This window comes from Serratia sp. AR11 (assembly GCF_056376275.1).
On sequence record NZ_CM150739.1, the window covers coordinates 4,543,122 to 4,567,805 of the forward strand.

A 24,684-nucleotide genomic window follows, 5' to 3' on the forward strand; every position below is an offset into this window, starting at 1 on the left:
TGTAGGGGTACGCACCGTCGCTCAAAACTAATCGCTCCAGCGATTCACCTGATGGCTAAGCGCCAGATACAGGCTTTTTTGCTGCATATAGGCTTTGATGCCGTGCAGGCCCTTTTCGCGGCCCAGACCGCTCTCTTTAAAACCGCCGAAAGGCGTAGAAATGGAGAATGTTTTGTAGGTATTGATCCACACCGTGCCGGTTTCCAATTGCTCCGCCAGTGCCATAGCCCGAGGGAAATCACGGCTCCAGATACCGGCCGCCAGCCCGTAGACCGAATCATTGGCCTGTTCAATCAACTGCTGCTCGTCGTCGAACGGCAACACCACCAGCACCGGGCCAAAAATCTCTTCCTGACAGGCGCGGGCGCTATTGCTCAGCCCTTCGATGATCGTCGGCAGGTAATAGCTGCCGCCGGCCAGTTGCGGATCGGCCGGGGCTTCACCGCCAATCACTATCCGCCCGCCTTCCTGCTGCGCCAGCGCTACGTAATCCGCCACGCTTTGGCGATGCTTTTGGTTAATCAGCGGGCCGAGATGCACACCCGGCGTCAGTGGATTACCCACCCGCAATCCGGCCGCCAGTTCACTCAGCCGCGCCAGCAGTGGCTGGTACAAAGAACGGTGCACAAACAGCCGCGAACCGGCGATGCAGGCCTGGCCGGCGGAGCTGAAAATGCCATAGCAGATGCCGCGCGCCGCCTGTTCTAAATCCGCATCTTCCAGCACGATGGTCGGCGACTTACCGCCCAGTTCCAGCGAGGTGGGGATCAGTTTCTCGGCGGCGATATGCGCCAAATGGCGACCGGTATTGGTGCCACCGGTAAAGGAAATCTTTTTCACTAACGGGTGGCGGGCCAGCGCTTCGCCAATCACCGAACCTTTGCCCGGCAGCACGCTGAGCAGCCCGGCAGGCAGCCCTGCCTGTTCAAACAGCTCCGCCAGTTTTAGCGCCATCAGCGGCGTGGCTTCGGCCGGTTTGAGGATCACCGCGTTGCCCGCCGCCAGTGCCGGGGCCACCTTTTGCATTTCACTGGCAATCGGCGAGTTCCACGGCGTAATCGCCGCGATCACCCCCAGCGGTTGATACTGGCTCAGCGTCATCACCTCGGCGCTGCGCTGGGTCGGCAGTTCGCCCTCCAGCACCTCGCAGGCGGCAGCAAAGTAGCGAGCCGTTGCCGCCGCACTGGCCACCAGCCCACGGGTTTCCGCCAGCGGTTTACCGTTGTCGCGGGTCTGCAACTGCGCCAACTCTTCCTGCTGCGCCATAATCAGATTACTGACGCGGTACAGAATATTGGCGCGCTGATGCGGCACCAGCCCACGCCACTCGGGCGCACGCCAGGCGCGTTCCGCCGCGGCTACCGCATCATTGACGTCTTCAACGCTGGCGGCACGCAGCTGCGCATTGACGCTGCCATCGGCCGGAAACACCGAGGTCATCTCGTCGCCACGCCCTTCACACCAGCGCCCAGCTACAAAAATCTTTAACTTTTCCATGCTCGCTCCTGCCGTTCAGGCAATAAAGCCACCGTCAACCAGACGGCGGCAGGCTTGTACCGCGCTCAGCGCCGCCAGGGTTGATGTTTTGGGATTGCTCGCCAGCGGGTTGCCGCTCAGCTCAATCTGAAACTCACCGAAATTGCCGCACACCTGTAGCCGGTGGGTATTGCGTCGGGTGGCGGGATCGACCAGTAGCCGCACCCGGGTGGCGTCCATCCCCAATCCGTTAAGCGCAATGGTCGCGGCCACGTTGGCATTGGCAGGGAACAGCCGCGCCGCCTCACGCGCTGAACCTTCAAAAAACACCTGCGCCTCGCTCACGGCATCAAGATCAATCAATTGCTCCGCCATGCTGCCGCGCCAGCTCGCCGGGCTTTTACAGGCCTGATAGGTGACGCTGTCCAGCCCGCCTTCACGCGCCGACGCCAGCCCATCCATCCCCGCCACCGCTCCGGACAGGACGATCAACTGGCCCTGGTGCTGCCGACAGGCCTGCTGCAACCGCTGCTGCAGCGCCGCATCCGCCAGAGCCCCGGTGGAAATCACCGCCAACGGCCAGCCGCGCGTCACCACCGCTTCACCAAATTCCGCCACCGCCTGCTGGCTGGCACATTCCAGCACCAGATCCGGCTGTTCAGTACACTGATCCGGGTGGGTTAACGCCTGCACCTGGCCACCGAAGGCACTGTCGATTGCCGCATGATGAGCCGCACGCGCCAGGATCCAGCCCACGCTCACCCCGTCCGGCAAGCGGGAAAGCACTTCTCTGGCCATTGCGCCGTAGCCAATCATCATGATCTTCTTCATCTTTTCAGCCCCTGCGGTTAAAGATGGCGGTTAAAGCCACCGGAGACGTCAAGCGCCGCACCGGTAGTGAAAGACGCCAAAGGCGAAGCCAGGAACAACAGCGCCTGCGCCGGCTCCTGTGGCTTACCGAGGCGTTTCATCGGGATGCCGCGACGTTCGGCAATCGCCGCCGTCCACTGCTCCCAGTTTTGATCCTTATCGCTGCGCTCGTCGAAGCGGCGTCTCCATTGGCCGGATTCCACCATGCCCAACAGGATCGAGTTGACGCGAATGCCCTTGTTCACCAGCTCTTTCGACAGCGTCAGCGTCATGTTCAGCAGTGCGGCGCGCGCCGCCGAGGTAGCGATCATGTGTTCTTCCGGCTGCAATGCCAGCAGTGAGTTCACGCAGGTAATTGAAGCGATATCCGAACGCTCCAGCGCCGGCAAAAACGCCTGCACCGGGTTAATCACGCCGAACAGTTTTAGCTCCGCCTCATGCAGCCAGGCGCTACGTGGCGTCTGGTCAAAATGCGCGACGAATCCCTGGCCAGCGTTGTTGATCAACAGATCCACCCCGCCGAAGTGCGCCGTCACCTGAGCGGCAAACTGCGTCACCTGCGCCTCGTCCAACACGTCGCAGCACAGCGCCAGGATCTCCGCCTGTGGAAACTCATTACGCAGGCTGGCTTCGGCCCCGGCCAGTTTGTCCGGGTTACGGCCGCAAAAGGCCACCTTCGCCCCTTCCGCCAACAGCAGGCGCAGGGTCTCAAAACCGATGCCCGACGAACCGCCGGTGACCACTGCGACCCGTTGCTCAAGCTGAAAATTCATGGTTGGATTGCTCCCGTAAAGTCCTGCAGATAACGGTTAAATTGCTCCGGCGCATCGAGATAGCTGGCGTGCCCTGCGCCCTCAATCAACCTCAGAGGCGCGTCCTGCTGCTGCGCCAGTATTGCCGCCGCTTCCGGCGGTGTGATCCGGTCACAGTCGCCGCACCACACCTGTAACGGGCCACGGTAACGCGCCAGATGGCGGCCGATATCGTCGTTGGCCAGCATCCAGGCGGCGCTGAGAAAACCTTCCGGATCCAGCTGTTGCATGCCGTTGCGCACCCAGGCGATATCCTGTGGATCCGCGTCATCACGCAGCAGCGCAGCCGCCCGTTGTTCGCCGTAACCCTGCGGCCCCAGCGTTTCAATCATCTGTTTACGCTGGCCGTAAACCTGTTGGCGTTTTTCTTCCGGCGCGGTGGCATAACCCTGAGCCGGATCGGCCAATATCAGTCCGCAGAGGCCGTCGGGATGATCCGCAGCATAGGCGCTGCCGATCAACGCCCCGAGCGAATGGCCGACGATCAGCGGCTGATCCAATTGCAATTCGGCCACCAGCGCCGCCAGCGCGGCGGCGTAAGCGGTAGCATCCGGCTGGTTCACCGTCAGCGGCAGGCTGCCGCCGTAGCCCGGGGCATCCCAGGCCAGCAGGCGGTGACCATCGGCCAGGCTACGATCGTTAAACTGCTTGATCCACGAGGCCGAACCGGAGCTGATGCCGTGCAGCAACACCACCGGGCGGCCGTGCCCCGCTTCACGCCAGCTCAGGGTGTAACTCCCGCAGCGCGCCTGCTGACGTTGAACCAGGCCGTTCATCAGTTACGCTTCACTTTGGACAAGGGGTGATCTGCCGGGTAGGTCGGCGTTTCCGGTTTGGCCGTGCCGAGCATCACGCACATCAGCGCCTCTTCCTCGCCGTGGTTGAACAACCCACGATAAACACCGGCCGGCACCGAGATCAGATCGCGCTCTTTCAGCTTGGTTTCGTAGTACTCCGTGCCGTCCTGGATCATCAGCGTGATACTGCCCTTCAGCATAAAGAACACCTCTTCCACATCGTCGTGCAGATGCAGCGGGCCTTCGCATTTCGACGGCAACACCATGGTGGAGAAGGTAAAGTTACCCGCCGGAATGGTATTGGTGTCGTTAACCACTCCGGTTGCACCGGTGCCGATATAACGCATCTGCGCGCGGCGGTATTTCGGGTCGTAGTCAGCCTGGAATTTCAGCGCGTTCCAGTCATATTTACGGCCTTCAAAGCGGGCGATACGGGATTCCACCCAATGCTCTATCGACTGATCCTGCGGCTTGACGCCGGCTTGTTTCTCAACCTGGGACATGTTGGTACTCCTCTTTTCAATCAATGGGATATCAATATTTCTTCAGCAACGGCAGCAGAATGATGCAGCCGATAAAGGCCATTACCACCAGGAACAGCAAGCCGTTATCCATGTTGCCGGTGGCGGCGATCAGCGCCCCCATCAGCACCGGCGCCAGCGCACCGGCAAAATTACCCAATCCGTTAAAAATACCGCCGGCGGTGGCGCTAACCTTGCTACTGGTGGCCTTCGCCAGCAGGGCAAAAATGTTCGGCGCACCGGCCCCCCACATAAAGGTGCTGAAGGCCATGGCGGCGATCACGCTGTAGGTGCCCTGCATATGCAGCACCGCGGCCAACCCCAGCCCGGCACCGCACAGCGAGATAAAACAGGCCAGCGCACGACGATCCAGTTTGTCCGACAGCCAGGCCCCGAGCACTTCACCCAGCAGCATGGCGATAAACGGCAGCGATGACAGGTACCCGGCGTGTTCCAGGTGAATACCTTTGCCCTTGATCAGGTAGCTGGGCAGCCAGCCGTTCATGCCCCACAGGTAGGTCAGGAAGGCGATGTTAAACAGGCAAATCATCCAGAAATGCGGGTTGCGCAGCAGCTCAAGGCGATGCTGTTTGCGTTCGGCGATTGCCGGTTTTGAAACGGTAGCGGCGGCCGGGCGTGACACATTCAGATGACGCATACCGAACAGCACCAACAACATTACCGGCAGCGTCAGAAACGCCATAAAAAAGAAGGTGGTCTGCCAGTCAAAGGTGTTGAGGATATATAGCGTGACCGGGAAACCAAGCGCCGCCCCCAGTGGGGTGCCGAGTAGCCACAGCATGGTGGCACGCGCCTGCAGCCGCTGCGGGAAGGCCTGGCGGATAATGGCGTAGGCCATCGGTAACAGTGGGCCTTCGGCAATGCCGAGCAAAATGCGCAGCGTCATCATGGTGTGATACGAACGGGCCAGGCCCATCAGCACCATCAATACGCCCCACACTACCATCATGCCGATCAACACTTTTACCGGATTCAGCCGGTCGCCAATACCGCTGAGCAGCATCGAAGAAATGCCGTACGAGAACAAAAATGCACTCATCAGCAAGCCCAGTCGCGCCGGGTCAAAACTGATGCCCAGCGCCTGCTGGAATTCGCTATCGGAAAACAGTGCCGCGATGCTGATCTTGTCGAAAAATGCCAGCAGCACGCAGGCAAACAGCGCAATCGGCACCGACCAGCGCACCCGCTGCTGCGGATTTTCGGCAACGGCTTCCCCCACCCGTCCAGCGCGGGCGTCAATATCTTGCGTAGTCATGAAACGCTCCCGAGGTTACGGGCGTTATTTCAACGCCATCAAAGAAAACTCCGCGTCCGCCAACTGCTGTGGCTCCAACACTCGCCCACTGGCCAGCCAGCGCTTGCCCAGCTTGATGGTGCGTGCATCGTTAAACGCCACCATCTGCACCAACTGCCGGTCGGCATTCAGCGTGAAGAACACCTGTGACTGCGGCGTGCGTCGCACCACGTGATGCACGCCGCCGGTCGGGATGCCGAGGATCTGGATATTGGCGTCGTATTGATCCGACCAAAGCCAGGCCACGTCATCGTAAGGTGAGGCAAAGGCATCCAGCATCGCGCAGGCGGTGCTGATCGCCTGATTCTGCGCATAGGCCCAGGATTGCAGGCACAGACCCAGCGTCGGGTGGCGAGCTACGTCTCCGGCGGCGAAGATCGCCGGGTGACTGGTGCGTCCCTGGCCGTCAACCACGATGCCGGCGTCAACCTTCAGCCCGGCGCTATGCGCCAGTTCCAGATTCAACTCCACGCCGATCCCCACCACCACCAGATCAAACTCCTGAGGATCGCTGCTGTCACTGCCGATCCAGGCGCGGCCGCCACGATCTTCGAGTTGGATGTCACCGCAGCCGCAATGCACCGTTACGCCCTGCTGCTGATGCAGTTCGAGCAACGCCTGGGAGACGTCCGCACCCACGCTGCGCATGCACAATGCAGGCTGGCGCTCAAACACCGTTACTCCAGCCCCGAGACGCCGTGCCGAAGCGGCGATTTCCAGGCCGATCCAACCGCCACCGACGATGGCCAGCCGGCGGCAACCCTGCAGCGCCTGGCGCAGGCGGGTCGCATCGTCCCAGGAGCGCAGCGTCATAATGCGCGGATGACTGGCCCAACGGGCGTCCGGCAGACGCGGTCGCCCACCGGTAGCGATCAGCAGTTGATCAAACTGCAGCCGTCGGCCGTCGCTGAGAGTGACAATTTGTTGCTGTGCATCAATGGCTTCGGCACGCAACGGGCGGCACCAGTTGATGTTTAACCCGGCCACCACCTGCTCACTGAACAGCCGGCTGAGCGGCGCATTGCCGTCCAGCAACGCCGCCTTGGAAAGCGGTGGACGTTCATAAAAGTCATAGGGTTCGTCACTGACCACCGTCAGCTTGCCGGTGTAGCCGCGGTCACGCAGCGTTTTCGCTGCCCAACCCCCGGCCTGCCCGCCGCCGATGATCAGGATGCCCGCCGATTCTGGCTGGCTCATAACGCCTCCGGCTTTTTATGCTGGCGACGTGTATCGTGGTCAATACCGCCTTCCACTGCCCACTCGGTGAACGACACCAGTGAGTGCTCCAGCTCGCGTGGCTGCCAGTTTTCGGTCAGATAATCGTCGTTGGTGTAGTACTCAAACGCCCCGCCGGTCGGGCTGTTGACGTACCAGAAATAGGCCGAGGAGATCGGGTGACGGCCGGGGCCGATAAAGGTGCTCCAGTTCTCTTTGTTCATGGCGATACCGCCGCCGATCACCTCGTGGATGTCGCGTACGGTAAAGGCCACGTGATTCAGACCGCGTGGACGATTAGGCAATTTCAGCAGGAACAGGTTGTGGTGGCCGCCCCGCGTCTGGGTACGCAGGAATACCGCGCGGTCGATATAACGATCCGACACCTGGAACCCCAACACTTCACGGTAGAAGCGCTCGGTCGCGGCCAGATCTTCGACGAAGAACACCACGTGGCCGATATTGATCGGCTGCGCCTGGGCATACACCGGGCTGGGCTGATCGATGCGGCGCACGTCGCCCCACTGGTTGATCGGCGATACCGGCAAATCAACTTCCCTCTGCCGGCTAACGCAAAAGCGTACCGTCATACCGTTCGGATCAAGGCACTCAAGTTCTTCCCCGACCAGGCGGAAACCCGGCATCTGCGCCAGCAATGGCTGCAACGCCGCCAATTCGGCCGGGCTGCCAACGCCCCAGGTCATGCGGCGCAGGGTCGAACCGCCCTCAAATGCCGCGGGTAAAGCTTCGCTCTGCAGCGGATGCAGCACCACGCGCGCCCCGCTCAGGGTAGTGAATTCGCGCTGGGTTTCGCCCCAGTGCTGTTGCGCCGCCAACAGGCCAAAGTCCTGCATGAACTTTTCGCAGGTTGGCAGATCTTCGACGCCAAATTCCAGTTTTTCGATTCCGATTACGCTCATTAAGTGTGCCTCACGTTCTCGTTGAATGCTGTTTTCAGGCATGATCGAACCCCGGCCCCTGTTTGCCATGAGCCTTATCCCTGCCTGAGTAAAAGAGTCGGTGTCGTCAGTTAACCGACGTTAGCCTGCGGCGGTGCGCCCAGGAAGCCGGAGATTTTCACTGCGGCGTCCCGCACCTCCATGCGTAACCGCTCGCGATCCGCTTTTGGGATCTCATCGGACGGCACCATAATGCTGATCACGGCCTCAACCCGCTGCTCGCGATTGAAGATCGGGTAGACGATGGAAGAGATGCCGTGGCGGAAAAACGACTCGCCGATCACATAGCCGCGCGCCTTGTCCTGCTGCACCATTTGCCACAGCGTTTCGCGATCCGCCGGGGTGCCCGGTCCGCTGCCCGGCAGCTGTTCCTGCGGATACAGCAGTTCGAATTCTTCGCGAGTGGCGCTGGTCAGCAACATGCGGCCAAGCGAAGTTTGGTGCACCGGCAAGCGGGTGCCGACGCTGACCTGGTTGATTTGCGAACCGGCGGCGCTGACGCGGGCGATGTAGATCACATCGCGTCCATCACGGATCGCCAGATGACTGCTGCACTGGCTGCGATCGCGCAGTTGTTCTATTACCGGCTGACCGGCCTGCGCCACATCCAGTGAGGCAATATATTCAAAGCCCAGGCGCAGTACCTTGATGCCCAGCGAGAAAGTGTTGGTGCGTGGATTGCGCTCCAGAAAACCCAGATGCTCCAGCGTTTGCACCACGCGATAGGCGGTAGCTTTTGGCATATCGACCAGGCGATGCAATTGGGCAAAGGTCATTTCCTTATGTTGCTCGCCAAACGCCAGCAACAGTTGCAATCCGCGATCCAGTCCTGGGATCAGATATTTACACCCTTGGTCGTCTGCCATGTGCTGCTCCTGGCTAATTGAATATTGATTAGTTAAAGACGAAGCCGCCGTTAACCGGCAACAACTGACCGGTCACGAAGTTTGCCAACGGTGACAGCAGATAGAGCACCGTGCCGTTGACGTCGTCAGGATGCTGCGCCCCGGCCAAGGCCCGGCCCTGCTCGTACAGTTGGTGACGCTCGGCAGGCACGTATTCCGTGGCCTCCACCCGCGTCAGGCCCGGTGCGATGGCATTGACGCAAATGCCCTGCGGGCCCAGCTCACGCGCCATCGAGCGGGTCATCGAGATAATCGCCCCTTTGCTGGCCACATAGGCCATTAAGCGCGGTGCGCCCCACAGCGCGGTATCCGAAGCCACATTAACGATCTTGGCATGCGGGGTTTGAGCCAGCAGCGGTACCGCCGCCTGGCTCACCAGCCAGGTGCCGCGTACGTTAACCTGCATCACCCGATCCCACAGATCGATGTCGTATTCCATCATGGTTTTGCCGCCGACGCCGGTGGCCAGGGCCGCATTGTTCACCAACCCGTCGATCGCTCCGCCTTCGGCGATGGCGTTAAACGCGGCGCTGATCGAGGCAGGATCGGCCAGATCGATAACCTGGCTTTCGACCTGAGCACCTTGCTCGCGCAGGCTGGCGGCAGCGTCTGCCAATTCATCCGCCAGAATATCGCACATCACCACCTTGGCACCGGCGGCGGCAATAGCGGCGGCGAAACTACGCCCCAGCCCGCGTGCAGCGCCAGTCACCACAATACGTTTCCCCGTCAGCAGGCCGTTCACTGCGCCGCCTCCAGTTCACTGAGCCGCGCCAGCTGTTTCTGCGCCTCTTTTTGCATCATGCGGCGCAGGCGAGATAGCCCGACGTCATGCTGATACAGATATTCACGGCCACGCGCGTTCGGTGCCATGTTTTCCAGCACGATGCGATCCTGCTCCAATACATCCCAGTGCAAGGATTCCAGGCGGTTGCGGTACATAAAGCGCCACATGTCACGCTGCCAGTCTTTCACCTTACGGATCCGCCAGAAGAACACCCGGCAGTGATCCTTGTCTTCCGGTACCACCATGCCGATGATCCAGAAGTGGCCGCCCGGCCCAAAGCGTTTTTTGTACGGGATCGACAGGCGCATCCAGTAAGCTCCGCTGCTGCCAAACTCTACCCAGTCAAAATTCACGCCGATCTGGCCATTCTTCTTAAAGATGAAACCGCTGTCGGTCGGCTCCAGCGCCATATCCGCCTTGCGATCCCCTTCCGCCATTGAGTGCGACGAGGAGTGCAGGTAGGTGCCGTGCATCGGATCCATCACGTTTTCCAATGCGTACTGGTAATTACAGTCCCAACTGGCGGTGCACAGGAAGTTGCTGTAGGCCGCTTCGTCCGCCAGCTCCGGCGGGAAGGTCAGTTCGGTCGGTTCTTCATCTGCGGTCACGCCGAAATAGAGGAACACCGCGCCGTAGGCCTCTTTGGCCGGATAAGAACGCAGGCATTTTTGCCCCACCAGCGGGCAACGATCGACCGCCGGCACGTCTTTAACCGTACCGTCACCGCCGACTTCCACGCCGTGATACCAGCAGGCGATGCGATCGCCCAGGTTCCAGCCCATGGAAAGCCGCGCTCCGCGATGCGGACAGCGATCTTCCAGCGCGTGGATCGCGCCTTCGCCGTCACGCCACACCACGATTTGCTGCTCCAGACGCGTAATGCCGACCGGGTTATTGCCAATTTCCCAACTGGCCAGCACCGGATACCACATGCCGCGCAGCCCCTGATCGAGATAGTCCTGCAAGGCTTGTGCGGAGGATGTTGTGTTTGCTGTCATTGTCTTCTCCCGGGTGTGGATCAGAAACCGTTAACGTGCAGGAATTCGCGGAACGCCGTCTCATTCCACGGTTGGCCGTTGCGATCAAACAGGCGACGCTGATTAAGCGCACTGACGATCTGCTCCAACTCTTCCGCACCCTGATCGAAGATCTCTTCCAACGCCGTCACCAGCGCAGTTTCAAAACCGTCCGGCACCCGGGCACGGTTCTGCCAGATGACGTTTTGGAATTGGCCTGGTTGGTGAATTTGACCGTTGCCGCCTTCGCGCGCCGGGATCACCTGTTGGGTGTCCGGCAGCCAGGGATTGAAATCGGTGATGTGCTGCATGATTACTCCTCCGCAATAAAGGTGATTTGGATTTGATTGTCGATCACCCGGGTGGCATAGGTTTGCAGATCGCGGCCGCCTGGCTCACGCAGACACTGGCCGGTACGCACGTCGAACAATGCTTCGTGCAACGGACACTCGACCTTACCGTCATCAACAAACCCCTGGCTGAGCAAGGCATAGGCATGTGGGCAAACGTCTTCCAGCGCGTAATAGTTGCCGTCGATCAGATACACCCCGACTTCTTTCCCTTCCACGTTGGCGGAGAAAGGAAAATCTTCTTTCACCTGAGACACTTCACACACTTTCTTCCAGCTCATTGCTTCTGTCCTCTATCTGATTGTTTCATATATGAAACTCAGTTTCTTATTTAATACGCTCACTATAAGTCTGGTGAAACTTTCGTCAAGAGAGCAAAGCGGCAATTGTTAATGGAAAGTTGTTTAAACATGACAAATGCGGAGAGGATCACGAAAAAATGCACCGATATGAAAAACTGATGAACATTGTGCTTTTCATCACAAATTCATGGCAAAAAACAGGTTGATCTGGCTGAGGCAATGAGAGTAAAAGTTCTCTCTCACTGACTAATCATCCTTTTAAATAACAATAAATTTACATTTAGATGACTCAACCCTGCTTTTCAGCACTGTGAAATCAGCGGGTTAGTTCTCTGCTGCCTGAATTCTTTAACCACCCGCCAAAGGAGCGCAGATGGAGCGCATTGTGCAACAACGTCAACGCTGGTTCGGGGTTGTGGCCCTGCTGTTTTTGATCGTCATCGCCTATGCCGATCGGGTCAATATCGCCGTGATGCTGGTTAACCCCGACTTTCTGCAGCACTTTCAGCTCGGGGGAAACCGTGCGCATCAGGGCATGCTGATGACGGTGTTTTTGCTCGGTTACGGGCTTTCCGCCATGCTGCTGACGCCGTTTCTGGAAACCCTGATGGGTTATCGCCGTGCGCTGACGCTGAGCATTGTGCTATGGGCGTTGCTCACCGCCGCCTCGCCGCTGGCAGGGTCGCTGCTGCTGTTATTTGCGGTGCGCGCATTGTTGGGTGTCAGTGAGGGCCCGTTGTTCTCGCTGAAAACCATGTATATCGGCGATCACTTCGCTGCCGATGAACGCGGCAAGCCCAATGCGGTCAGCACTCTGGGCGTCTCGCTGGGGCTGGTGATTGGCTTTCCACTGGTGAGCTTCCTGATGGCGCACTTCGGCTGGGCGGTTTCTTTCTATCTGCTGGCGCTGATCAACCTGTTGCTGGGGCTGGCGTTGGTGCGGCTGTTTATCCATCCCGCCGCAATGCCGCCGCGCGCTGTTGACCCAAGACCGATCCTGCAACGCGTCTGGGATACTTTTACCCTCGCCTGGCGCACCCCGATGCTCGGCTGGATCATGCTTATCGAGATCGCCACCCTCAGCTATCTGTGGGGATCCAGCTCCTGGCTCCCGGCCTACCTGACCGACGAGAAAGGCTTTTCCATCAAACAGATGGGCTGGATGGCCTCCTTGCCGTTTATCGTCAGCATTGCCTCTAAATATCTCGGCGGCGTACTGCTTGATCGCATCCGTCCTTATCAGGCACCGCTGATTTTCGCCTTTGGCGGTGCGGCAACGGCACTGTGCATCTATGGCGTGATGCATAGCGAACAGCTCGGCTGGATAGCCTTCTTCCTGCTGGCGGCCAATGCCTGTTGGGGCGCTCAGGGAGCCGCGATCCCGACGCTGTTGCAGCATTATGCGCAGCCGCAGGCCGTCGGCAGCGCCTATGGGCTGATTAACGGCATCGGCAATATGTTCTCGGCGTTTGTACCTATGATTATGGGCATGGTGATGGCCAGCCAGGGCAAGGTGTCTTCGGGGTTTGCGGTGCTGATTGTGTCGCAGGTAGTGACACTGTTGGCGGGCGGCGTGCTGTTCAGCCGGATGCTGATGACGCGTGAGGCAAGGCGGGCGTAAAAGGGTCGGGGCAGATAACGAGCCCCGACTCATATTCATGTTACTGCGGCTTAACGCCCTTTCTTTTTACGGCCAGGCTGAGCGAAGCGCTTACGCGCAGGAGCACCTCCGGCTGGCTTTTCGGCGCTTTTCGGCGCACTGGCGGGCTTTTTCACCGCCGGTTTGGCTTTCTTCGCCGGCTTGGCTTCTGAGGAAGAGCCTTCGATCGATTTGAACAGTTCGACCAGCTCATCGTCAGTTAAGTCGCGCCATTCACCCGGAGGCAACCCGGCCATGCCCACATTCATAATGCGGGTACGCTCCAGCTTGGTCACCTCATAGCCGAAATGTTCGCACATGCGGCGGATCTGGCGGTTAAGCCCCTGCACCAGCACGATGCGAAACACAAATGGCGCTTCTTTCTTCACCTTGCACTTTTTGGTCACCGTACCCAGCATTGGCACGCCGGCCCCCAGGCCACGAATGAAGTCATCGGTTACCGGTTTATTGACCGTGACCAGATACTCTTTCTCGTGGTCGTTGCCCGCCCGCAGGATCTTGTTCACCAGATCGCCGTGGTTGGTGAGGAAGATCAGGCCCTGTGAATCTTTATCCAATCGCCCTATCGGGAAGATACGAGTGCTGTGATTGACGAAATCGACAATATTATCTTTCTCGCCTTCTTCCGTGGTGCTGACAATACCGACTGGCTTGTTCAACGCGATAAAGATCAGATTGTCTTCATTACGCGGTTCAATCAGCTGACCGTTGACCTTGACGACGTCGCCTGGGAACACCTGATCGCCAAGCGTCACGCGCTTGCCATTGATAAAAACATTGCCTTGTTCGATATAACGATCGGCATCGCGGCGCGAGCAAATCCCGCTCTCGCTTATATATTTGTTGAGACGTGTGGAAGGTTTGGTCAGCATGCTTTCTCCATGGACTCTGGCCTCTGAAAGGCCAGAGTTTTAGCTGTTACTGTTTAAGATTGCTTTTTGGCAGCCTGCAGATACAGCATTTCCAGGCCCAGGGTCGCCGCAGCCAGCGCGGTGATCTCGGACTGATCGTAGGCCGGAGCCACTTCTACTACGTCCATACCCACGATGTTCAGTGACTGCATGCCGCGAACCAGTTTCAGCGCGCGATCGGAGGTCAGGCCGCCGATCACCGGCGTGCCGGTGCCCGGTGCGAACGCCGGATCCAGGCAGTCGATATCGAAGGTCAGGTACACCGGCATATCGCCGACGATCTGTTTGATCTGGGCCAACAGGTCGTCCGCGCTGCGATCGTTAACCTGCGCAGCATCCAATACGGTAAAGCCGTTGTCGTGATCGTATTCGGTACGAATGCCGATCTGCACCGAGTGTGTTGGATCGATCAGGCCTTCGTTCGGCGCATGGAAGAACATGGTGCCGTGGTCATATTGGCTGCCGTTAGCGTAGGTGTCGGTATGGGCATCGAAGTGCACCAGCGCCATTTTGCCGAAATGTTTGGCGTGCGCACGCAACAGTGGCAACGTGACGAAGTGGTCGCCGCCGAAAGAGAGCATACGTTTACCGGCCGCCAGCAGTTTTTCCGCGTGCGCCTGCAGGTTGTCGCTCATGCTCTGAGCATCACCAAAGTTGAACACGATGTCGCCACAATCGACGACGTTCAGACGATCGCGCAGGTCAAAGTTCCACGGCCAGCGGTTGCCTTCCCATGCCAGGTTGGTGGAAACCTGACGGATCGCCGCAGGGCCATGACGGCCACCGGCGCGGCCGGAGGTTGCCATGTCAAATGGAATGCCGGTGATGACCCACTCTGCATCGCTGTCGTAAGGCATAAAGTTCAGCGGAAAGCGCAGGAAACCAAAGGCGTTGGACACTAAAGAATTATCGGACTTATGGCCTAAGGTACTCATAGTAAACCCTCATATTTCAACGTTTCACCTGTTGAAAAATCACACAGGCGCTGGCAAAAAAAAATCCCTCCCGCGTCGTTAGCCCGACGAGAAAGGGATCCATTCGAAATCTGTTTAGTACTGCTGATACGGCAGATTATCGCCGTATTTGGTTCGCGCTTCAAGAGCGCGCATCATCATCCCGACTGCTCGTCGTCACCCAGTATAGACCCTGCATCCTTCAGGCATGTGAACGTCGCCGCTCGCCGACACTTCGAGCTTTGTGATTTTGATCCCTTTACCTGGCGGATAAATCATTTAAGTTCATTACATCGACCAACTTTATTAATAATACAAAAATAGAACATTCATCCCATTAATAAATAAAAAAATCAAACTGATATATGAAACGGAATTAATCAAAGCCATGTTTAACATCATGCCAATGAGCTACAAACGAAGCATTAAAAATAAAAAACTTTATATAACGCTAGAAGTTATCGCTTTCTTATCAAGTATTCCATTGGGTTATCTGTGCTCTAAATTTGATGCACTGAATGAAATCTCCATAGAAATAGTACTTATCTACATTCCTATCTCAATGATATCAATGAATTATTTTTACCAACTTATTGAGTCAAAATAAGTATTAAAATTAATTATAGATTGGAGGTTTCACCATAAACCAGGTCAATGGTGATTATAAAAACTCATAAAACTGAAAATAATAGAAGAAAACCATTAAAAAAGGCCGGACATCATGGAGATGCCCGGCCTTTCAGTTCGGCTCTACTTATTCATCTTCTAAATAAGTATAACCATATAAACCGGCCTCAAACTCTTCCAGGAACTGCGCCTGCAGCTCGCTGTCCAGATCGGTTTCTTTCACCTGATCGCGGAATTTGGCCAGCAGCGCGGTAGGATCGAGCTGCACGTACTCCAGCATGTCGGCAACGGTATCACCTTCATCGGACACTTCGCTTTCTACCGTGCCGTCAGGGAAGACAAACACGTCAACCGAGGCGGTATCACCGAACAGGTTGTGCATGTTGCCCAGAATTTCCTGATAGGCACCGACCATAAAGAAGCCCAGCGCCGGCGGGTTTTCCGGATCGTACGGTGGCATTGGCATGGTGGTCGCCACGCCGTCACCGTCGATGTAGTGATCGATGGTGCCGTCAGAGTCACAGGTGATGTCCAGCAGCACCGCGCGGCCTTCCGGCGGCTTGTCCAACCCTTCCAGCGGCAGCACCGGGAACAGTTGATCGATACCCCAGGCGTCCGGCATTGACTGGAACAGCGAGAAGTTGACGTAGAACTTGTCCGCCATACGCTCTTGCAGTTCGTCGATGATAGGACGGTGGGCGCGGTTGCTTGGATCCAACTGCTGCTGGATTTTGTTGCAGATGTTCAGGTACAGCTGCTCGGCCCAGGCGCGCTTGGTCAGATCCAGCATGCCGTGAGCGTACTGAGTGTGAACATCATGCAGGTCCATCTGGCTGTCGTGCAGCCATTCGCGCAGCGAGCGACGGTTTTCCGGCTCGTTCAATTCCTGCCAGGTTTCCCACATGCTTTCCAACGCGCGCGGCGCGTCTTCTGCCGGCGGCAATGGCTCGCTGAATTCGTTGCGTTCAACGCCGATCACGTTAGATACCAGCACCGTATGGTGCGCGGTGACCGCACGGCCGGATTCGGTGATCACCGTCGGGTGCGGTAAACCATGTTCATTACAGGCGTCGCCGATACCCCAGATTACGTTGTTGGCGTATTCGTTCAGGCCATAGTTCACCGAGCAGTCGGACTGCGAACGGGTGCCTTCATAATCCACGCCCAGACCGCCGCCCACGTCGAAGCACTGGATGTTAACGCCCAGCTTGTGCAGTTCAACGTAGAAACGTGCAGACTCGCGCACGCCGGTAGCGATATCGCGAATGTTGGCCAGTTGCGATCCCAGGTGGAAGTGCAGCAGTTGCAGGCTGTCGAGACGACCCGCTTCGCGCAGGGTTTCCACCAGCTTCAGCACCTGAATGGCTGCCAGACCGAACTTGGATTTTTCGCCACCGCTCGACTGCCATTTACCGGAACCTTGTGAAGCCAGACGCGCACGCACACCCAGACGCGGTACCACGTTCAGACGTTCAGCTTCTTCCAGCACCATGTTGATCTCGGACATCTTCTCGATCACCAGGTACACCTTGTGCCCCAGTTTTTCGCCGATCAGCGCCAGACGGATGTATTCACGGTCTTTATAACCATTACAGACGATCACCGAACGGGTCATGCCGGCATGCGCCAGCACCGCCATCAGCTCGGCTTTGGAGCCGGCTTCCAGCCCCAGCGGTTCGCCGGAGTTGACCAGGGACTCAATCACGCGACGGTGCTGATTCACTTTGATCGGGTAAACCAGGAAATAACCGCCTTCATAGCCGAACGATTCACGCGCGCGTTTGAACGCGGCATTGATCGAACGCAGGCGGTGCTGCAGGATCTGCGGGAAACAGAACAGCGCCGGTAAACGCAGGCCATCTTTTTGGCGTTGTTTTACCAAATCGGCCAGGTCGACACGTGCCTGCGGGACGTCTGGATCAGGGCACACGCTGATGTGGCCCAATTCATTGACGTCATAATAGTTGTTGCCCCAGTAGGCGACGTTATAAGTGCGCAGCATCTTGCTGGCATCACGGTCATTCATAGCAACCTCCTGCATGGAGCGCAAAGATATAGATTCGCCCGTTGCTGACGGACGGTGAATCAATAGATCATCAGACATTACTCGCCTCACATCCCGTACTGACGATACAGTCAGCCACTATCGCAGCTACAACCCGCGAGAACAACCCAACAAACCGCCCTTGCGGCAGCGAATAAAACTGCCGTTCGCGGTCAGCGATCGGTTTATTACTCATATAATTGTAAGACACCCTGTTCAAACCTCGTGAATCGGGTCAAGAAACATCCCACAGGAAGGCTGCAGGCTACCCTTGTTCAGTTCTTCAGACGACCGTTAACCGGCCCGAGAATCCTGAGTAGCGCCCAGGTGTTTATCACACCTGAAAGGTGGTGTAGAGACAAGACGGGAGATAGCAAAAGAATGTGCGCCAGAACGGCACTGTTGCTGAGAACCAACAACCGGTAGACAACGGATCATTAATCCAACCACCTCCACGCACGCCGCCCACAATGAACGACCGAGCCTCTATTAATAGTGTAAGAACGTGACCGTTCTATGAAGCGGCGACGCCAAAAGCGGCGTCTGCGGCTGACCATCAGGCGACTAACGGGAGCGTCACAGAAATTTACAACTTCTTGCCCCACGCTGTGCATCAAATGAGCCGCGCGCGCAGTTTATACCGATAACACGGGGAAAATGCAAAATGAAAATTTGCCGGAAACTGTTTCAAGCGATGAAAATGGCGTCGCCGGCTTTGCGCAAAAGAGCGAAATGGCAAAAAAATACTGGCAATCCGGCCAAGGCCTGACCTAAAATAGACGTCCAGATGTTAATCCATCTATACTGATTAACGAAGAAACTGCTTAACGGCTTTGCCTGAGGGGCGTTGCAGGATGCATCTCGCGCCATCAGCGGAAGACCCTTCGCTTTGATGCCGGATCTCCAGCGCTGTGCAGTAATTTCTAACCCGTCTTATGCAAGGTAACGAACACAATGGCTAAACACCTTTTCACGTCTGAATCCGTCTCTGAAGGACATCCTGACAAAATCGCCGACCAGATCTCCGATGCCGTTCTCGACGCCATCCTGGAACAGGATCCTAAAGCACGCGTAGCCTGCGAAACCTACGTGAAAACCGGCATGGTGCTGGTCGGCGGTGAAATCACCACCAGCGCCTGGGTAGATATCGAAGAGATCACCCGTAAAACCGTGCGTGAAATCGGCTATGTTCATTCAGATATGGGTTTCGACGCCAACTCTTGTGCCGTACTGAGCGCCATCGGTAAGCAATCCCCGGATATCAATCAGGGTGTCGACCGTACCGATCCGCTGGAACAGGGTGCCGGCGATCAGGGCCTGATGTTTGGCTATGCCACCAACGAAACCGAAGTGCTGATGCCTGCACCGGTAACCTACGCACACCGTCTGGTGCAGCGCCAGGCCGAAGTGCGCAAGAACGGCACTCTGCCATGGTTGCGTCCGGATGCAAAAAGCCAGGTCACCTTCCAGTACGACGACGGTAAAATCGTTGGTATCGACGCGGTAGTACTGTCCACTCAACATTCCGAAGATATTTCTCTCAAAGACCTGCAAGAAGCAGTGATGGAAGAGATCATCAAACCGGTTCTGCCTACCGAATGGTTGAGCGCCGGCACCAAATACCACATCAACCCAACCGGCCGTTTCGTTATCGGTGGCCCAATGGGCGACTGCGGTCTGACCGGACGTAAAATCATCGTTGATACCTACGGCGGCATGGCTCGTCACGGCGGCGGTGCATTCTCCGGTAAGGATCCGTCCAAGGTTGACCGTTCAGCAGCCTACGCTGCGCGCTACGTAGCAAAAAACATCGTGGCTGCCGGCCTGGCTGACCGCTGTGAGATCCAGGTTTCCTACGCTATCGGCGTAGCAGAACCGACTTCAATCATGGTGGAAACCTTCGGTACCGAGAAGATCCCTACCGAGCAGCTGACCCTGCTGGTGCGCGAGTTCTTCGATCTGCGCCCATACGGCCTGATCCAGATGATGGACCTGCTGCAGCCGATCTACCGCGAAACTGCTGCCTATGGCCACTTCGGCCGTGAGCACTTCCCTTGGGAAGCCACCGACAAGGCAGCCCTGCTGCGCGATGCCGCCGGCCTGAAATAAGCCCGGGTATCGGAAGTGAAAACGGCGAGCCTGGTGCTCGCCGTTTTTGTTTTTATTGGATGAGGTACAGACTACAGATGAGACAACAATCACCGCGTTAACTAATGCGCAGCAAGTTCGCGGAACAATTCAGGGTTAGCCTGGATGGCTGCCAACACCTTTGCGGCCAGACCTGTTGGGTTACGTCTTTTGGTTTCCCAGCTTTTGATGGTATCAACGCTGGTACCCAGTGCCTGGGCCATTTCGCTCTGTGAAACGTTAAGCTGCGCTCTGATCGCCTTCACATCTGCGATAGCATAACGAGTGACATTGGCTGGTGCAGTAACGCCATTTTTAATGTCGACAGCCTCTTCAAGAGACGTTTTCATATCGTCAAAAAAGCTCATGTCACACCTCATCTTTCAGCAATTTCGTTAATCTCTTCAGCACTGATTTTTCCGCATCAGTCAGACTGTCTTTAATGCTTTTCGGGTAGGCCATCACCAAATAGATAACCTCTTCGGTCGCCAGAAAGTAAATCCCCCTGGCACTGCCGCTTTTCTGAATCAGATCGCCTTTGCCTGGCGATTCGATGAGTTCTTTCTGGAGTTCTTTTAGCTCATCGTCCGTGGCTATTTGCTTTACCTGCCGCGTGAACATCGGGATCTCAATAAATACTAGCGCATGACTCACTGGCACCCTCTCCATGTTGAGGTACACAATACACCATGAGATGTACTACGTACACCAAGGTAATCTGAGTGTATGGATGCACCTTTCCTTGCCTCTCGACAAGATTGCCAAAGTGAAAACGGCAAGCCGAGGCCTGCCGTTTTGTTTTTATCGGATGGGTGCTCATGGATCAACGCACAAACAACCAACAGGCGGGAGCAACGCCCCCGCCGTTGGGTTGCCTTACCCTTTGGATTCGTAAGCCAGAATGGCTGCAACTTCCGTGTCGCCCAGCTTGATGCGCAATTCGCACAGCGAACCGCGGGTGATCCACATAAGCGCAATCAGCGTCATGCAGATAATCATCAGCCTTGGAACTATCCGTCCCTGCTGCATTTTTGACCTCCTTTTCCTTGCCTCTCGGCAGGTAAGAAGCTAACCTAACGTTCTCTGGCGTTAGAGTTGGCCTCGGGTTGATGTATATCGACACGGGGCTTTTCTCTTTCTATCCCTTGCGTATGCTCAGGACGAAAGATCCAGAGCACCCGCACGCAGTATATTCACCCATACCTTGGTTTCGGCGTCCCTTTCCGCACTAAATTCCGTTTCTGCGCAGCGTTGCGCAAAGCGCTGCAACAGTCTGTAAATACAAAAAAAACAAGGCCCAGCAATGCTGAGCCTTTGAGAGCAAAAACCGGAGTCGCCGGGTCGTTTACGAGGTTTGCTTGCGCAACAGGTAAACGAAATACGGCGCGCCGATAAAGGTCGCCAGCAGCCCGGCGGGTATTTGGTACGGGAACATCACCATGCGTCCGCACCAGTCGGCAAACACCATCAGCAGCCCGCCCAGTAACCCGGCAATCACCATCTGCGGTAACGCACGGCGGAAACCCAACATCCGCGCCATATGCGGTGCCATCAGACCGATAAAGCTCAATGGCCCTACGGTCAGCGTTGCCATGGCAGTCAACGTGGCGGCCAGCAGCAGAATGCTCAAGCGCACCGGCGTCAGGGCAATGCCCACCGAACGGGCAGTGGCACTGCCGAGCGGCAGGATGCTGAGCCAACGACGACACAGCGGCGCCAACGCAATCAACGCAAACGCAATGACCGCCGTACGCACTGCTTGCTCTGGCGTCACCGAATAGGTGGAGCCGGAAATCCAGGTCAGCAGCCCACCGGTGCGCGGATCGCCACTGGCCAGCAGCAGGAAAATGGTGGTGGTAAACGCCGTGCTGAGCGCAATACCGGCCAGCAGCATACGCTCGGTGGAGAAGCCTCCGCGCCCGGCGGCAATCATGATCACCAGCAGGGTTCCCGCGGCCCCCAGGCTGCCTGCCGGCAACAACCAGACAAAGGCATCACCCGGAACTATCAGCAACATCATCACCACGCCAAAGGCGGCTCCCGAGCTGATACCCAGGACTTCCGGGCTGGCCATTGGGTTACCGGTCAGTTTTTGGATTAGGGTCCCTGCCACCGCCAACATCATGCCCGCGGCCAGTGCCGACAATACCCGAGGCCAGCGCCACGGCAGCAATGACTCCAGCTGGGCACCCTGACTCCAGTGCCAGCCGGCAGCGTTTTGGCCAAACATCAGCGCAACGGCAATTCCGGCCAACAGCACCGCCCCTGCCAGCGTCACCCACACCACCAAGTGGCCACGTTCGGCCGGTACCTTATCGCCCAGATTCATCGGCGGTGGTGTCGAAGCACTACGCAGGCGCGGTAGCAACCATAACAACAGTGGTGCACCAAACAGCGCGGTAGCCGCACCGGTCGGCACTTCTCGCCATACCTGCGTCAGCCAGATCATCACCTGATCGGTTAACCACAATAGCAGAGCCCCCAGCAGTGGTGCCAACATCATGCGGTGCGCCAACCGACGCGCCCCCAGCATTTTCGCCATCAGCGGAGCAAACAGGCCGATAAAACCAATCACCCCAACGGCATTCACCAACATGGCGCTGAAGATAATTGCCACTGCCAGCGCGCAGAAACGCGCCATCGACAGCCCGAGCCCAAGATTGCGTGCCACGCCATCATCCAGGCCCAGCAGCGTCAGTGGGCGCAGCAGCAGCACCGCCAACAGCCCGGCCACCAGCAGGCGCGGCAGAATAAACTGTACGTTGCTCCAGTCTTGCTGATTCAGCGCTCCGGTACTCCACAGGAACACCCCCTGCAGCTGATCATAATTGAACAACGCCAGCAGGCTGTTGACCGCACCGCAGTACAATCCCAGCACCAGCCCGGCCAGGATCAGCGTCACCGGCGACATACGTTTGCCCCAGGCCACGCCGAACACCAGCCCACCGACCACTACCGCCCCCGCCATGGCGGCCAACTGGCGAGTCAACTCGCCGCCGGGCAACATCCACAGCGTAGCGACAGTCAACCCAAGCTGGGCACCGGCGGAAACGCCAAGCGTTGCCGGCTCCGCCAGCGGATTGCGCAAAACCTGCTGGAACAGCACGCCGACCAATCCCAGCCCGGCACCGGCCAACAGAGAGACCGACAGCCGCGGCAACAGGCTATAGTGGAACAGCATTTGCTGCACATCGTCGATGTTCGGCGCCATCAGCGCCTGCCCCCATAATGCCCAGGGCAGTTGTTGCAACAGGTTGTAGAGAGTCAGACCGCCAGCCGCAGCCAACAACAGCAGTACCAGCGTCAGCGGAAATGCCCGGATGCGCGCGCTCATGAATAACTCTCCTGCGCCTGCTCCAGCAGATGACAGAAGCGCATCGCCGACAGCGTTGCCCCGTAGAACCACACCGCCGGTACCTGGCGCAATTGATTCTGCCGCACGAACGGTAATGCCTGCCACAGCGGGGTGGAACTGACTTTCTTCAACATTTCCTGATTACCGTGGTCGAGATAAATCGCCCGCGCACTTTTCACCACCGCCAGACGTTCAATCCCCACCACTGCCGTGCCCCAAAAGTTGGTTTCCCCTTCCCAGGCATTGATTATTCCAAGCTGATCCATCACTTCCTGGAACAGGCTTTTCTGGCCAATGACCAGCGCATGGCGAGTGTCGATCAGTGAAAACATCAGCAATGGCCGTGTGGTGTATGAATGCAGACGCTGACGCGCATCCTGAAGAAAGCGGTCAAACTGAGCCAAATGCTGCACCGCCCGGGTTTCCAGCCCCAACCGCTGCGCCAATGCCTGCAGTGACTGCCTGGCCACCGTCAGCGGCTTGCCGCTGCCGTCGTTGAAGCTAAAGCTCATTGAGGGCGCGATAGGCTCCAGCTTTTGCGGCGTGGGGCCATAGCCTTTCGACAGCAACATCAGCGATGGCTGAAGCTGCTGTAACAGCTCGAGGTTAGGTTCGGTGCGCTGGCCGACATCAATCACCGAGGCGGGCAACTTTGGCTCTTCCACCCACAGGTTGTAGTTATGGATATCAGCGACCGCCAGCGGGGTAACCCCCAGCGCCAACAGCAGCTCAATCGGCAGCCATTCCAGCGCCACAATACGCGCAAGGTCAGGCGGCGTGGCTGCGGCTTGTCCCGGCAAAGAAAACAACAAGGGCGACAGCGCCATTGCCGTCAACAGGCGTCGGCGAACGGCGTCATGGTGAAAATCGGAGGAATCAGGCATCAGTAGACAAAACTCACCGGCGCACCGCCGCTTGGATGTGGCAGCGTTCCCATAGGAATACCGTAAATTTGTTCCAGCACCTCGCCCTGCATCAGATCCAGTGGGCTGCCCTGGGCAATCATCTCACCGCCGCGCAAGGCCACCAGATGGTCGCAGTAGCGCGCCGCCATATTGATATCGTGCAGTACCGCAATCACCGTCAGGCCACGTTGCCGGCTCAGTTGCTGGATCAGCGCCAGCACCTCAACCTGATGAGCGATATCCAGTGCCGAGGTAGGTTCATCCAGCAGCAGACAGCGGCTGTCTTGCGCCACCATCATCGCCAGCCAGGCGCGTTGACGCTCCCCGCCGGACAGGCTGTCCACCAGGCGGTTGGCAAATGGCTTCAAACCCACCAGCGCAATCGCCTCTTCCACCTGCTGACGATCGTTAGCGCCGAAACGGCCCAGCGCGCCATGCCATGGATAGCGGCCAATCGCCACCAGTTCACGCACCGTCATGCCTTCTGCAGCGGGCAGTTGCTGGGGCAGATAGGCAACCTGACGCGCAAAGGCCTTGCTGTCCCACTGGCCCAGTAGCTGCTGGTTAAGCAGCGCGTTGCCGGTGGTGGGGCTTTGATGGCGACCAAGGATTTTTAGCAGCGTGGATTTACCGGAGCCGTTATGGCCGATCAGCCCACAGACTTTTCCCACGGGAAAGGTCAGCGATAACGGCTGCAACAGCACGCGGCCGGGAACGGCAAAGCTGGCGCTGTCCAGGGTAAAAGTGGCGTCGTGATTGGGGTGTTTATCCTGCATA

At 57.6% G+C, this 24,684-nt stretch carries 26 protein-coding genes; 2 read left to right on the plus strand and 24 right to left on the minus strand.

What is annotated here, in order from left to right:
* Window positions 1-27: 27 nt before the first annotated feature.
* From ACSOSI_RS21435 to ACSOSI_RS21495, 13 genes are all read right to left on the minus strand, one after another.
* Window positions 28-1,497 (minus strand): aldehyde dehydrogenase, encoded by a 1,470-nt coding sequence (locus ACSOSI_RS21435; protein WP_012146659.1) that lies wholly within the window; start codon window positions 1,495-1,497, stop codon window positions 28-30.
* A gap of 15 nt (window positions 1,498-1,512) precedes the next feature.
* Complete coding sequence (locus ACSOSI_RS21440; RefSeq protein WP_012146660.1) at window positions 1,513-2,307, minus strand: aspartate dehydrogenase; 795 nt, start codon at window positions 2,305-2,307, stop codon at window positions 1,513-1,515.
* A gap of 17 nt (window positions 2,308-2,324) precedes the next feature.
* Window positions 2,325-3,119 (minus strand): SDR family oxidoreductase, encoded by a 795-nt coding sequence (locus ACSOSI_RS21445; protein WP_112363484.1) that lies wholly within the window; start codon window positions 3,117-3,119, stop codon window positions 2,325-2,327.
* A complete protein-coding gene (locus ACSOSI_RS21450) occupies window positions 3,116-3,934 on the minus strand; it encodes an alpha/beta fold hydrolase (protein ID WP_476706103.1) in 819 nt (272 codons plus the stop codon). Before ACSOSI_RS21450 ends, ACSOSI_RS21445 begins: the two co-directional genes overlap by 4 nt.
* On the minus strand, window positions 3,934-4,458 hold the full coding sequence (locus ACSOSI_RS21455; protein WP_012146663.1) for a cupin domain-containing protein: 525 nt from the start codon (window positions 4,456-4,458) through the stop codon (window positions 3,934-3,936). Before ACSOSI_RS21455 ends, ACSOSI_RS21450 begins: the two co-directional genes overlap by 1 nt.
* 31 nt (window positions 4,459-4,489) lie before the next feature.
* Window positions 4,490-5,752, minus strand: a complete 1,263-nt coding sequence (locus ACSOSI_RS21460; RefSeq protein WP_017893911.1) for an MFS transporter — start codon at window positions 5,750-5,752, stop codon at window positions 4,490-4,492.
* A gap of 24 nt (window positions 5,753-5,776) precedes the next feature.
* Complete coding sequence (locus ACSOSI_RS21465) at window positions 5,777-6,988, minus strand: NAD(P)/FAD-dependent oxidoreductase (RefSeq protein WP_476706104.1); 1,212 nt, start codon at window positions 6,986-6,988, stop codon at window positions 5,777-5,779.
* Window positions 6,985-7,926 (minus strand): VOC family protein, encoded by a 942-nt coding sequence (locus ACSOSI_RS21470; RefSeq protein ID WP_476706105.1) that lies wholly within the window; start codon window positions 7,924-7,926, stop codon window positions 6,985-6,987. The genes ACSOSI_RS21465 and ACSOSI_RS21470 overlap by 4 nt, the downstream gene beginning before the upstream one ends.
* Window positions 7,927-8,036: 110 nt before the next feature.
* Entirely contained in the window at window positions 8,037-8,831 is a 795-nt protein-coding gene (locus ACSOSI_RS21475; RefSeq protein ID WP_135317939.1) for an IclR family transcriptional regulator, read from the minus strand.
* A 28-nt stretch (window positions 8,832-8,859) separates the two neighbouring features.
* Window positions 8,860-9,615: an SDR family oxidoreductase gene (locus tag ACSOSI_RS21480; protein WP_135344943.1), complete on the minus strand. Its 756-nt coding sequence runs from the start codon at window positions 9,613-9,615 to the stop codon at window positions 8,860-8,862.
* A complete protein-coding gene (locus ACSOSI_RS21485) occupies window positions 9,612-10,655 on the minus strand; it encodes a Rieske 2Fe-2S domain-containing protein (protein ID WP_476706106.1) in 1,044 nt (347 codons plus the stop codon). Before ACSOSI_RS21485 ends, ACSOSI_RS21480 begins: the two co-directional genes overlap by 4 nt.
* Before the next feature lie 20 nt (window positions 10,656-10,675).
* Window positions 10,676-10,984 (minus strand): recombinase-like helix-turn-helix domain-containing protein, encoded by a 309-nt coding sequence (locus ACSOSI_RS21490; RefSeq protein WP_012146670.1) that lies wholly within the window; start codon window positions 10,982-10,984, stop codon window positions 10,676-10,678.
* Window positions 10,985-10,986: 2 nt separating this feature from the next.
* Complete coding sequence (locus tag ACSOSI_RS21495) at window positions 10,987-11,304, minus strand: non-heme iron oxygenase ferredoxin subunit (protein ID WP_012146671.1); 318 nt, start codon at window positions 11,302-11,304, stop codon at window positions 10,987-10,989.
* A 394-nt stretch (window positions 11,305-11,698) separates the two neighbouring features.
* On the opposite strand from ACSOSI_RS21495, the gene ACSOSI_RS21500 reads away from it, so the two are divergent.
* A complete protein-coding gene (locus ACSOSI_RS21500) occupies window positions 11,699-12,946 on the plus strand; it encodes an MFS transporter (protein WP_476706107.1) in 1,248 nt (415 codons plus the stop codon).
* Between the two features lie 50 nt (window positions 12,947-12,996).
* On the opposite strand, the gene rluF is transcribed toward ACSOSI_RS21500, so the two are convergent.
* The 5 genes from rluF to ACSOSI_RS21525 all read right to left on the minus strand — a co-directional run bounded on the left by rluF (window position 12,997) and on the right by ACSOSI_RS21525 (window position 17,958).
* Window positions 12,997-13,857, minus strand: a complete 861-nt coding sequence (gene rluF / locus ACSOSI_RS21505; RefSeq protein WP_017893917.1) for a 23S rRNA pseudouridine(2604) synthase RluF — start codon at window positions 13,855-13,857, stop codon at window positions 12,997-12,999.
* 53 nt (window positions 13,858-13,910) lie between these two features.
* A complete protein-coding gene (gene speB, locus ACSOSI_RS21510; protein WP_115183856.1) occupies window positions 13,911-14,831 on the minus strand; it encodes an agmatinase in 921 nt (306 codons plus the stop codon).
* A gap of 772 nt (window positions 14,832-15,603) precedes the next feature.
* A complete protein-coding gene (gene speA / locus ACSOSI_RS21515; RefSeq protein WP_012146675.1) occupies window positions 15,604-17,580 on the minus strand; it encodes a biosynthetic arginine decarboxylase in 1,977 nt (658 codons plus the stop codon).
* Window positions 17,573-17,716 carry a virulence promoting factor gene (locus tag ACSOSI_RS21520; protein WP_112347340.1) on the minus strand — a complete coding sequence of 48 codons (144 nt, stop codon included), beginning with the start codon at window positions 17,714-17,716 and terminating at the stop codon, window positions 17,573-17,575. The genes speA and ACSOSI_RS21520 overlap by 8 nt, the downstream gene beginning before the upstream one ends.
* Window positions 17,717-17,814: 98 nt before the next feature.
* Window positions 17,815-17,958 (minus strand): hypothetical protein, encoded by a 144-nt coding sequence (locus ACSOSI_RS21525; RefSeq protein ID WP_476706108.1) that lies wholly within the window; start codon window positions 17,956-17,958, stop codon window positions 17,815-17,817.
* Window positions 17,959-18,474: 516 nt separating this feature from the next.
* Between ACSOSI_RS21525 and metK the strand changes: the two genes are divergently transcribed.
* Window positions 18,475-19,629 (plus strand): methionine adenosyltransferase, encoded by a 1,155-nt coding sequence (metK, locus tag ACSOSI_RS21530; protein WP_012146676.1) that lies wholly within the window; start codon window positions 18,475-18,477, stop codon window positions 19,627-19,629.
* 101 nt (window positions 19,630-19,730) lie between these two features.
* On the opposite strand, the gene nadS is transcribed toward metK, so the two are convergent.
* The 6 genes from nadS to fhuC form a co-directional block, all read right to left on the minus strand.
* Window positions 19,731-20,015: a NadS family protein gene (gene nadS, locus ACSOSI_RS21535; RefSeq protein ID WP_153859146.1), complete on the minus strand. Its 285-nt coding sequence runs from the start codon at window positions 20,013-20,015 to the stop codon at window positions 19,731-19,733.
* Between the two features lies 1 nt (window position 20,016).
* Window positions 20,017-20,301 carry a type II toxin-antitoxin system RelE/ParE family toxin gene (locus ACSOSI_RS21540; protein ID WP_476706109.1) on the minus strand — a complete coding sequence of 95 codons (285 nt, stop codon included), beginning with the start codon at window positions 20,299-20,301 and terminating at the stop codon, window positions 20,017-20,019.
* A 222-nt stretch (window positions 20,302-20,523) separates the two neighbouring features.
* Window positions 20,524-20,676, minus strand: a complete 153-nt coding sequence (locus ACSOSI_RS21545; protein ID WP_041418706.1) for a Hok/Gef family protein — start codon at window positions 20,674-20,676, stop codon at window positions 20,524-20,526.
* 316 nt (window positions 20,677-20,992) lie between these two features.
* Window positions 20,993-22,981 (minus strand): Fe(3+)-hydroxamate ABC transporter permease FhuB, encoded by a 1,989-nt coding sequence (gene fhuB, locus ACSOSI_RS21550; RefSeq protein ID WP_368460916.1) that lies wholly within the window; start codon window positions 22,979-22,981, stop codon window positions 20,993-20,995.
* Complete coding sequence (fhuD, locus tag ACSOSI_RS21555; protein WP_261409237.1) at window positions 22,978-23,886, minus strand: Fe(3+)-hydroxamate ABC transporter substrate-binding protein FhuD; 909 nt, start codon at window positions 23,884-23,886, stop codon at window positions 22,978-22,980. Before fhuD ends, fhuB begins: the two co-directional genes overlap by 4 nt.
* Window positions 23,886-24,683 carry a Fe3+-hydroxamate ABC transporter ATP-binding protein FhuC gene (gene fhuC / locus ACSOSI_RS21560; RefSeq protein ID WP_012146680.1) on the minus strand — a complete coding sequence of 266 codons (798 nt, stop codon included), beginning with the start codon at window positions 24,681-24,683 and terminating at the stop codon, window positions 23,886-23,888. Before fhuC ends, fhuD begins: the two co-directional genes overlap by 1 nt.
* Window position 24,684 lies beyond the last annotated feature (1 nt).

What these genes read in the sequence shown, in the direction of transcription:
- speB (WP_115183856.1), bottom strand. Translation starts at nt 14,831, where the DNA reads ATGAGTACCTTAGGCCATAAGTCCGATAATTCTTTAGTGTCCAACGCC.
- ACSOSI_RS21520 (WP_112347340.1), bottom strand. Translation starts at nt 17,716, where the DNA reads ATGAGTAATAAACCGATCGCTGACCGCGAACGGCAGTTTTATTCGCTG.
- ACSOSI_RS21500 (WP_476706107.1), top strand. Translation starts at nt 11,699, where the DNA reads ATGGAGCGCATTGTGCAACAACGTCAACGCTGGTTCGGGGTTGTGGCC.
- nadS (WP_153859146.1), bottom strand. Translation starts at nt 20,015, where the DNA reads ATGAGCTTTTTTGACGATATGAAAACGTCTCTTGAAGAGGCTGTCGAC.
- ACSOSI_RS21485 (WP_476706106.1), bottom strand. Translation starts at nt 10,655, where the DNA reads ATGACAGCAAACACAACATCCTCCGCACAAGCCTTGCAGGACTATCTC.
- ACSOSI_RS21525 (WP_476706108.1), bottom strand. Translation starts at nt 17,958, where the DNA reads ATGATCCGTTGTCTACCGGTTGTTGGTTCTCAGCAACAGTGCCGTTCT.
- fhuD (WP_261409237.1), bottom strand. Translation starts at nt 23,886, where the DNA reads ATGCCTGATTCCTCCGATTTTCACCATGACGCCGTTCGCCGACGCCTG.
- rluF (WP_017893917.1), bottom strand. Translation starts at nt 13,857, where the DNA reads ATGCTGACCAAACCTTCCACACGTCTCAACAAATATATAAGCGAGAGC.
- ACSOSI_RS21470 (WP_476706105.1), bottom strand. Translation starts at nt 7,926, where the DNA reads ATGAGCGTAATCGGAATCGAAAAACTGGAATTTGGCGTCGAAGATCTG.
- speA (WP_012146675.1), bottom strand. Translation starts at nt 17,580, where the DNA reads ATGTCTGATGATCTATTGATTCACCGTCCGTCAGCAACGGGCGAATCT.
- ACSOSI_RS21450 (WP_476706103.1), bottom strand. Translation starts at nt 3,934, where the DNA reads ATGAACGGCCTGGTTCAACGTCAGCAGGCGCGCTGCGGGAGTTACACC.
- ACSOSI_RS21490 (WP_012146670.1), bottom strand. Translation starts at nt 10,984, where the DNA reads ATGCAGCACATCACCGATTTCAATCCCTGGCTGCCGGACACCCAACAG.
- ACSOSI_RS21445 (WP_112363484.1), bottom strand. Translation starts at nt 3,119, where the DNA reads ATGAATTTTCAGCTTGAGCAACGGGTCGCAGTGGTCACCGGCGGTTCG.
- ACSOSI_RS21475 (WP_135317939.1), bottom strand. Translation starts at nt 8,831, where the DNA reads ATGGCAGACGACCAAGGGTGTAAATATCTGATCCCAGGACTGGATCGC.
- fhuC (WP_012146680.1), bottom strand. Translation starts at nt 24,683, where the DNA reads ATGCAGGATAAACACCCCAATCACGACGCCACTTTTACCCTGGACAGC.
- ACSOSI_RS21455 (WP_012146663.1), bottom strand. Translation starts at nt 4,458, where the DNA reads ATGTCCCAGGTTGAGAAACAAGCCGGCGTCAAGCCGCAGGATCAGTCG.
- ACSOSI_RS21440 (WP_012146660.1), bottom strand. Translation starts at nt 2,307, where the DNA reads ATGAAGAAGATCATGATGATTGGCTACGGCGCAATGGCCAGAGAAGTG.
- ACSOSI_RS21545 (WP_041418706.1), bottom strand. Translation starts at nt 20,676, where the DNA reads ATGCAGCAGGGACGGATAGTTCCAAGGCTGATGATTATCTGCATGACG.
- ACSOSI_RS21460 (WP_017893911.1), bottom strand. Translation starts at nt 5,752, where the DNA reads ATGACTACGCAAGATATTGACGCCCGCGCTGGACGGGTGGGGGAAGCC.
- ACSOSI_RS21435 (WP_012146659.1), bottom strand. Translation starts at nt 1,497, where the DNA reads ATGGAAAAGTTAAAGATTTTTGTAGCTGGGCGCTGGTGTGAAGGGCGT.
- ACSOSI_RS21465 (WP_476706104.1), bottom strand. Translation starts at nt 6,988, where the DNA reads ATGAGCCAGCCAGAATCGGCGGGCATCCTGATCATCGGCGGCGGGCAG.
- fhuB (WP_368460916.1), bottom strand. Translation starts at nt 22,981, where the DNA reads ATGAGCGCGCGCATCCGGGCATTTCCGCTGACGCTGGTACTGCTGTTG.
- metK (WP_012146676.1), top strand. Translation starts at nt 18,475, where the DNA reads ATGGCTAAACACCTTTTCACGTCTGAATCCGTCTCTGAAGGACATCCT.
- ACSOSI_RS21495 (WP_012146671.1), bottom strand. Translation starts at nt 11,304, where the DNA reads ATGAGCTGGAAGAAAGTGTGTGAAGTGTCTCAGGTGAAAGAAGATTTT.